Source organism: Candidatus Avelusimicrobium stercoris (assembly GCF_002437085.1).
In the GTDB taxonomy this organism is placed as follows: Bacteria; Elusimicrobiota; Elusimicrobia; order Elusimicrobiales; family Elusimicrobiaceae; genus Avelusimicrobium; species Avelusimicrobium stercoris.
This window is the reverse complement of sequence record NZ_DJOA01000024.1, coordinates 1-7,165: the sequence shown is the minus strand read 5'-3', so window position 1 is coordinate 7,165 and position 7,165 is coordinate 1. Positions and strand designations below refer to the sequence as shown.

The 7,165-nt window shown below is 41.8% G+C and carries 9 protein-coding genes and 1 tRNA gene; 2 read left to right on the top strand and 8 right to left on the bottom strand.

Annotated features, from left to right (window positions below; genetic code table 11):
- Nucleotides 1–179 precede the first annotated feature (179 nt).
- The 3 genes from B2118_RS03995 to B2118_RS03985 all read right to left on the bottom strand — a co-directional run bounded on the left by B2118_RS03995 (nt 180) and on the right by B2118_RS03985 (nt 1,669).
- Nucleotides 180–509 (bottom strand): hypothetical protein, encoded by a 330-nt coding sequence (locus B2118_RS03995; RefSeq protein WP_428053423.1) that lies wholly within the window; start codon nt 507–509, stop codon nt 180–182.
- Between the two features lie 111 nt (nt 510–620).
- A complete protein-coding gene (locus B2118_RS03990) occupies nt 621–1,043 on the bottom strand; it encodes a hypothetical protein (RefSeq protein WP_428053422.1) in 423 nt (140 codons plus the stop codon).
- On the bottom strand, nt 1,040–1,669 hold the full coding sequence (locus B2118_RS03985) for a CYTH domain-containing protein (RefSeq protein WP_428053421.1): 630 nt from the start codon (nt 1,667–1,669) through the stop codon (nt 1,040–1,042). Before B2118_RS03985 ends, B2118_RS03990 begins: the two co-directional genes overlap by 4 nt.
- 46 nt (nt 1,670–1,715) lie before the next feature.
- On the opposite strand from B2118_RS03985, the gene B2118_RS03980 reads away from it, so the two are divergent.
- Both B2118_RS03980 and B2118_RS03975 read left to right on the top strand, forming a co-directional pair.
- A complete protein-coding gene (locus B2118_RS03980; RefSeq protein ID WP_428053420.1) occupies nt 1,716–2,201 on the top strand; it encodes a PaaI family thioesterase in 486 nt (161 codons plus the stop codon).
- 78 nt (nt 2,202–2,279) lie between these two features.
- Nucleotides 2,280–2,352 (top strand) — tRNA-Val (locus B2118_RS03975).
- A 236-nt stretch (nt 2,353–2,588) separates the two neighbouring features.
- On the opposite strand, the gene B2118_RS03970 is transcribed toward B2118_RS03975, so the two are convergent.
- The 5 genes from B2118_RS03970 to B2118_RS03950 all read right to left on the bottom strand — a co-directional run.
- The gene (locus tag B2118_RS03970) at nt 2,589–3,479 is read right to left on the bottom strand and encodes a Fic family protein (RefSeq protein WP_428053419.1); all 891 of its coding nucleotides are present in this window, start codon (nt 3,477–3,479) and stop codon (nt 2,589–2,591) included.
- A 427-nt stretch (nt 3,480–3,906) separates the two neighbouring features.
- On the bottom strand, nt 3,907–4,836 hold the full coding sequence (locus B2118_RS03965) for a hypothetical protein (RefSeq protein WP_428053418.1): 930 nt from the start codon (nt 4,834–4,836) through the stop codon (nt 3,907–3,909).
- Between the two features lie 4 nt (nt 4,837–4,840).
- Entirely contained in the window at nt 4,841–6,466 is a 1,626-nt protein-coding gene (locus tag B2118_RS03960; protein ID WP_428053417.1) for a recombinase family protein, read from the bottom strand.
- On the bottom strand, nt 6,453–6,902 hold the full coding sequence (locus tag B2118_RS03955; protein ID WP_428053416.1) for a DUF2924 domain-containing protein: 450 nt from the start codon (nt 6,900–6,902) through the stop codon (nt 6,453–6,455). The genes B2118_RS03960 and B2118_RS03955 overlap by 14 nt, the downstream gene beginning before the upstream one ends.
- Nucleotides 6,892–7,165, bottom strand: a 274-nt coding sequence (locus B2118_RS03950) for a DUF5681 domain-containing protein (RefSeq protein ID WP_428053415.1), incomplete at its 5' end; no start/stop codon positions are given. The genes B2118_RS03955 and B2118_RS03950, both read right to left, overlap by 11 nt.

Here is a 7,165-nt window from a genome sequence, read left to right as displayed (position 1 = left end):
AACAACCCCTTTAAAAAGAACAACGGAAAAGCAACGACAAAAAACATATTTTTGCCGTCATACTGAACTGGTGGCCCACTAGGGTGTGGCCCGCCAGTTCAGTATAACCCCTAATTTAAAAAACGACATAAAAAAGGCCGGCGGGTTGCTGCCCGTCGGCCTTTTTTGCTGGAACTAAATTATTTTCTTTTTGTTGCTTTTTTTACCGTTTTTTTAGCGGCCGGTGTCTTGGCGGCGGCTTTTTTTACGGTTACTTTTTTAGCAGTCTTTTTAACAGCAACCTTTTTCACGGTTTTCTTAACAGCCGCTTTTTTAACGGCGGTTTTTTTGATTGCTGCCTTTTTGACGGCTACTTTCTTCACGGTTTTTTTTGCACAGGCTTTTTTGGCGCAGCCGGCTTTTTTGCAAACCTTTTTAACAGGTTTCTTAACTGCGGCCTTTTTAACGGCTACTTTTTTGGTGGCCGGTTTCTTGGCGGCGGCCTTCTTCACGGTTTTTTTAACAGCCATTTTTCTCTCCCGAGACAATTAGTTTTAACCTCATAAAAATAATAGCACAAATTATTTTAAATTGCAAACATTTTCTCGTCGTAAAATAACTTTTTCAAAAAAATCAAGTGCTTATTTTTCTATTTTTCCCGTCGGAGATTGCTTTTTCTGGCGCAAAATGCTATATACGCCCGTGCGCCCGCAAAGCGCCGTAAAAACAAACGCGTTTAGCGTATTACGGTACGCCAGTGAAATCGCCGTCGCCGCCAAAATTGCATACCACGCGTGCGTGTGTTGTGCGTAAAATCCGTGCCATACGGCTGAACAAACCGCATATGCAATCAGCAAAATATAGCACCAGTTGCACGCGTAAAAAAATTGCAAGGTACGCTTTAAAGACGACACTTTAAACACACGTAAAAGAAGCGGAAGCCCCACACTTTTGCCTAGCGCAAACGCCACGCCCAATATGATGCCCTCGGCGTAATGCCCGGTAAAAATCTGCCCGGCCCCCGGGGCTACCAAACTAAATACAAGCGCAAAAAAAGAGGTCATTTCTCCCCCCACAGCGCAAGCAACGCAGTAGCCGTTTTGACCTTGGAAACGCGCGCATAAGCAAGGCCGGAAAGGTGTGTAATTTGCCGCGCCAATTCGTCCAATTTTTCAGGCGCGCCTTGCTTTAATTCAAGTTCCGCTTCCTTCATCAGCACGCGCCGCCCGCACACATAAATCACAAAATTATCCAGCGAAAGTTCGGCTGTCGCGCCGTTATACAAAACATCATACGAGGTCCGTTTGTTGCGCAGCGAAAAAAGGGGCCTTAACTCCGTCAAAGGCAACTTGCCCCACTCTTTTTTATCTGCTAAAAATGATAACGCCTGCGCCAAATTTTTAACGCGCGGCATCGGCAAAGTTTCCTCTTTCCGCACGGCACGGCCGTTTTTTACTTCCGTGCGGGTTTTGAAAGTGGCTTCCCATTTTCCGTCGGTATTTCGCACGCGGAAAGCAATTTGGTTCTGTTCAAAAAAATGATTGGGCGTATCCAAATAGGTATCGCAAATGTGCAAGGTGCGGGGCTTTGCAAGGCGTGTCGCCGGGACTTGCCGAACCGCCGAGAGCACCTTAAAAAATGCACGGGGAGAATTGGCGTCCCATTTAAATTCAGTTTCTATGTTTGGCATAAAATTAGTTTAGCAAAAAAGTATAATAAAAGTTAGGAGAACGCTTATGAAAAAATTACGTCAGCCCACCTCTTTGCATTGTTTTGCCTGCGGGAAAAACAACCCGCTAGGCCTGAAATTGGAGTGGTTCAACGATTACGAAAACAAACAAATTGAAACCACTTTCACGCTGTCGGACGATTATTGTTCGTACCCCGGCACGGTACACGGCGGCATTATCGCCACGATTTTGGACGAAACCTCTGGCCGCGCGATTTTGCTAAATAATGACTTTAACCGTTTGATGGTTACGCTAAAAATGGAAGTAGTGTACAAGAAAAACACGCCGACTAATACGCCGCTAAAAGCCGTGGGGCGCGTCCTGCGCGACGGCGGTTCCCGCGCGCAAGTGGAGGGCGAAATCATCCTGCCGGACGGCACCGTCTCGGCCAAGTGCACGAGTATTTTATTCAAAATTCCGCAAGCGGTAAAGGACAAATGGGGCCCAGAAGCCGACGAGTGGGCCCGCACCACGCCCAAAGTGGAAGAATAATATTTTAGAAAAATAGTTGAAGTTGCGTACTATTTTTGCTAAAATAATAATTGTCCTAGTTAAGGATAATTGGTTTTTGGATCGGTAGCTTAGTTGGTAGAGCGCCTGCTTTACACGCAGGAGGTCAGGGGTTCAAGTCCCTTCCGGTCCATTTCTATTTTCCCCGCCCAAGAGACGGGGATTTTTTGTGTGTTATTTTATCTTTCTCCGACGAGAAATTCCTTGTTGTTTTATTAGTCACCGTCTTAGAGTGCTTTATCCTGGGCGTAAAAGTCAGATAATTCGCCCCAAGTTCTCCGACGGCAAAAATCGCAGGATCCACTTTTTGGCTTTACTTAAATTTTTGTTGAGGTTACAGGTTCAAGTCCTGCGCGGTATCAAACTGTTTTAATAGATAATCTTAAAATAATCCAGTACCGCTTTCATTTGATCTTGGGCCGATAAACAGGTATCGGTTAAACGTTCGTGGTTATGAGGCCACTCGTTCAGTCCTTTATAATAGAACATCTTTATATTCTCCGTAATGATAAACGGCACAATATTATTGCGCAGACACTCTTTGAACAAAATAAGCCGCCCAATACGGCCGTTCCCGTCTTGAAAGGGATGTATAGCTTCAAACTGGTAATGGAAATCTAATAGTTCCTCAAACGTGTGTTTATCTTTGCGGTTATACTTTGTAATCAGTTCTTTCATTTTGGCCGCTACGTGTTCTGGGCTCGTAGTGTGATGTCCGCCGACCTCATTAGTTTGGCGTTTATAGTCTCCCACTGCAAACCACGCTTTGCGGCTGTCCGAAGTACCGTTTTTAAGCACGCCATGTAACTCTTTAATGAAGCGTTCACTGGGCTTATAATTGGCATTTTCAATAATCATATCAATACACTTGAAATGATTAGCCGTTTCTACAATATCATCCACTTTGACCACATTATCTTCCACGCCTATGGTATTGGTTTCAAAAATATAACGGGTTTGCTCGTGCGAAAGTTGGCTTCCCTCTATATGATTAGAATTATAAGTAAGGTCAATTTGTATTTTGTGATAAAAGCCACCGTGCTGTTTGGCTGCTTGCTCTGTCTTTAATACTTGTAGTACGGTATTAGCCCCCTTGCTTGGTTTAGGTTTGCGGGTAGGCTTTGTGGCATCTTCCGGGATATTCCAGGTCTTGCCTGTTAAAAACGCACCAGGGATACGGCCCAGCGTGCAATAATTCCGCACGCTGCGCTCCGATAATTTCCATTTTTTAGCTGCTTGTGCTACTGATATATATGCCATAAAATTCCCCCTCCCTATACTGGTAGTATAACTCATTATCGGCAACAAATCAAGTATTATATTATAAATAAATTATTATATTTTGCCGATACGGGTACTATCCAATAAAATTTTGTCTCTGTGATTTTTTCTGCGGGTACCCATACCGACGATTTTCTTCAAGCCCACACAGGGCGTTTTTGGCGCCACAATCTGCGCACACATAAGGATATTTGCAAGAGGTCAGGGATTCGAGTCCTATTCGAACCACCATTTAAAAAGACACCTCGTATGGGGTGTCTTTTTTGTTGGGATTATGGGTTGGCCTCCGTCGGGGCGACGCCCGATTTTTTATCCATACAGGTTTTAGAGAGGTATTTAGGGGTAAAAGAAAGGCCCATTTCCGTGCCTTGTTCTCTAACGGGGAAATTTGGAGGATCCGAATAATCTATATTTCCGGCACAAGATGTGCTCTAATAATATCATCACCCTTATCACTTCGTTTGAACTCATAAGAATTTCGCAAAAACCCATCATTTATTTGAAATACTTGAATTCGTGCATTATCCGCCACCGCATTTACAAATAAGTCAAAATGCTTTGCTTTATCACATATATTTCTTTCAAAATCTACAGAAGAAATAATACCAGAAATAACATCTGGATATCGAATCAGCGCATCAAATTCAAATGTATTAGTTTTAGAATTCTCTTTAGTCACTCCAAAAAGAATATTTTCTTTCTTCCTTCCATTTAATAATCCATTATAAAATGATTGAGTGATATTAATTATCACGCCTTCACAAAGGCCGAGCATATCATCTCTATCAGAAATCCACAGTATTTTTTTAGCATCATATTTAATAATCAAAAACTCAATAATAGAAGCTAAAGATGTGGCTGTAAGACATAAATTAGAAACAAGTTTTTTGTTGTAGGATTTTTGAGTTAAATAACATTGTAATAATTTATATCTTTTAATTTGTTTGTGATATTTGACTTTATTGTTTATTTCCAATTGTTTTATCCATTTTGGAAGACTCTTCTTTAAATTATCAATTAAAAGTTCGCATTTTCCTTTAATAATAAAAGAAATAGAAAAAAAGAAGTAATTACTCTTCAAGAAATATATCATTTTATCTGATATGTGAGTAAGATGTTTAATATCTTTAGGCAAATCTTGTCGCAATTGAGAATCCAACCATTTTATATCTACACTTGGGCAGATAGTAAAGGTAATTACTTGATTATATTTATTTTTATCAAAACAATAATCACTAGAAATAAACCAATTTTTAACATCAGGAAATTGTTTTTTGTATTTTTTCCAACGCCCCATAAATGCAGGATATCGTGATAAAACTGTTTTCGTATTCATATAGTTATTTTATAATACTTATCCACGCCTTTTCCTGTTCTCTAAACCCTGTTTCTCCCTCTCCCAAGGTCATAAGTTCCTTTAACGTCATATTGCGTGGGTTCCGGTATTCTAAAATATCTGCCAGTATCTTGGGAGATAAATAACACAGATTTAAGTAGCGCGCAATGGTACGTTTGTTCATACCGCTGGCCGCTTCGCATTCTCGCAGTGATTTCCCCTTTTCTAGCAGCCGTTTTAACTGCCACCCGCGGGATAAGCCGCGTACTAAACTCTCGTTTAATTGCCGTACCGTCAGTATATTCCGTGCTCTTCCGTTTTGCAGTTTCATAGACGACACATTATCCACTATAAAGGTATTTCTCACATATAATTTCTCGTCTAATTTCTCCGGCACAAGAGCGCGTTCTTCCGCTTGGCCTGATATTTTAGGCAAAGCACTCAAATCCGCCTTTATCTGCTTTTCGTTTAAGAATATACTCAAATAGTGCGTTTTCCCCGTACTTTGGCAAACTACTTTATCTATCCATTTCCGCATTTGTTTATCGGGCAGAGCATCTCTGTTGGCTAACGGCTCCAAATCATCAAAATCAGTCATTTTAAGCGTTTTTAACACGAAATTATCCAGTTGTTCCACAGGCAGATAATGCCCGCCCACGCCGTTATAGTAATACAGGAACTTCTTCCCTTGCTTTTTGGCGGTTGTCAGCCGGAAACTGCGCCCTGTATCGTCATATAATTTACGGGATAGCACGCTATCATGTACCTGATAGGTACTAAAGGCATTTTTGTCCTTAACGCGCCGCCGGATAAACTCCTGTGCCTGTTCCCATATATCCATGGGAACTATGCCCTCGTGCTTGCCTTGATATATCTTGTTTTTAGCATGGTGGGCCACTTTGCCGATATAGACGGGATTGGTTAATATCCGCTGAATCCCACTTTTTTGAAAGGGCCTACCTCCGCGCGGTTTGCCGCACCTAGGTACCCATGCTTTGCTATGATACCCCTGCTCGTTTAGCCAATGGGCGGTGGCAAACATATTGCCCAGTTCCAAATATTTGGTAAAAATCAACTTGACGAGAGTTTTTTCCTGTTCATTGGGAATTAACTGCCTGTCCTTGATGTCATACCCTAGCGGCGGTGTTCCTCCCATCCACAGACCTTTAGCCTTACTGGCTGCGATTTTATCGCGCACACGCTCGGCTGATACTTCCCTCTCGAACTGGGCAAAGGATAGCAGCATATTGAGCGTTAGTTTTCCCATAGAATTACTCGTGTCAAAGGATTGGGTAATGGACACAAAGTTACAATCGTATTTATCAAACTCTTGCATCATTTTGTGGAAATCTATAATAGAGCGCGAAAGGCGGTCCACCTTATAAACGACAACTACCTGTATTTTCCCGGCCTGGATATCGTTAAGGAGCGTTTGCAATCCGGGGCGCTCCATGGTACCACCACTAATACCTCCGTCCGAATATGTTTTATAATACTCCCACCCATTAAACGCTTGGGACAGAATATAAGCCTTACAGGCTTCTTCTTGGTTTTGGAGTGAGTTAAACTCCATATCTAGGCCGTGTTCAGTAGATTTACGGGTATATATAGCACAATTAACTTTTGGCATTTTGCTTCCCCACCAGTCCAAAAAACTTGGGGCCACTAACGTGACCCCGAGTTATTTTCTGCGCTATGACGGTTAAATTAGGATATATTTCGTTGTTCCACTCATATTCTTTCTCATTTTTCACTATTACTTGATAAATCTGCCCTTTATATTTTTTTGTTAGGATAGTTCCTATCGCTAAATTATATTTACATTTATGGGCCCGCTGAATGTCTTTTTCGGGGTTATCAGCATACTTATCAAGGCGAGTTATATACTTTTCTGCCAGTTTACAACTATACAACTCGCATTGAATGGCATACCACAAAGGTCTATATTTGCTCTTTCTCCCTCTTAACGGATACCGATAGAATATATCCCAATAAAATTGGAGTTTTTCGTCTGGCAAGCCTTTGAGTTCATCAAAAGTTTTGGGTAAATAACACTTATTTCTCATTTAGCACCTTCCGAATGCGGTTTATCTTATGGGCCGAGTTTCCTTTGAAATAGTAGGCCTTGGCTAATTCATCAAAAAACTTAATGGCAGTCTGTAAGAGTTCCGATTCGCGCAATTTCTTGGGGCGTCCAAGCGGATTACCAGAACGCCCCTTTACAAACTGGTGTTTAACGGGTGGTAATATACGCGGAGTCATTTGGATAACCCGAAGAACACATACCCGCTGATAGGCCGTTTGACGATTTCCATCGCCACACGGGATA

Coding starts and splice junctions, on each gene's coding strand:
- B2118_RS03970 (WP_428053419.1), bottom strand. CDS start 3,479: ATGGCATATATATCAGTAGCACAAGCAGCTAAAAAATGGAAATTATCG.
- B2118_RS03980 (WP_428053420.1), top strand. CDS start 1,716: ATGAAAAAATTACGTCAGCCCACCTCTTTGCATTGTTTTGCCTGCGGG.
- B2118_RS03990 (WP_428053422.1), bottom strand. CDS start 1,043: ATGACCTCTTTTTTTGCGCTTGTATTTAGTTTGGTAGCCCCGGGGGCC.
- B2118_RS03995 (WP_428053423.1), bottom strand. CDS start 509: ATGGCTGTTAAAAAAACCGTGAAGAAGGCCGCCGCCAAGAAACCGGCC.
- B2118_RS03955 (WP_428053416.1), bottom strand. CDS start 6,902: ATGAGAAATAAGTGTTATTTACCCAAAACTTTTGATGAACTCAAAGGC.
- B2118_RS03960 (WP_428053417.1), bottom strand. CDS start 6,466: ATGCCAAAAGTTAATTGTGCTATATATACCCGTAAATCTACTGAACAC.
- B2118_RS03965 (WP_428053418.1), bottom strand. CDS start 4,836: ATGAATACGAAAACAGTTTTATCACGATATCCTGCATTTATGGGGCGT.
- B2118_RS03985 (WP_428053421.1), bottom strand. CDS start 1,669: ATGCCAAACATAGAAACTGAATTTAAATGGGACGCCAATTCTCCCCGT.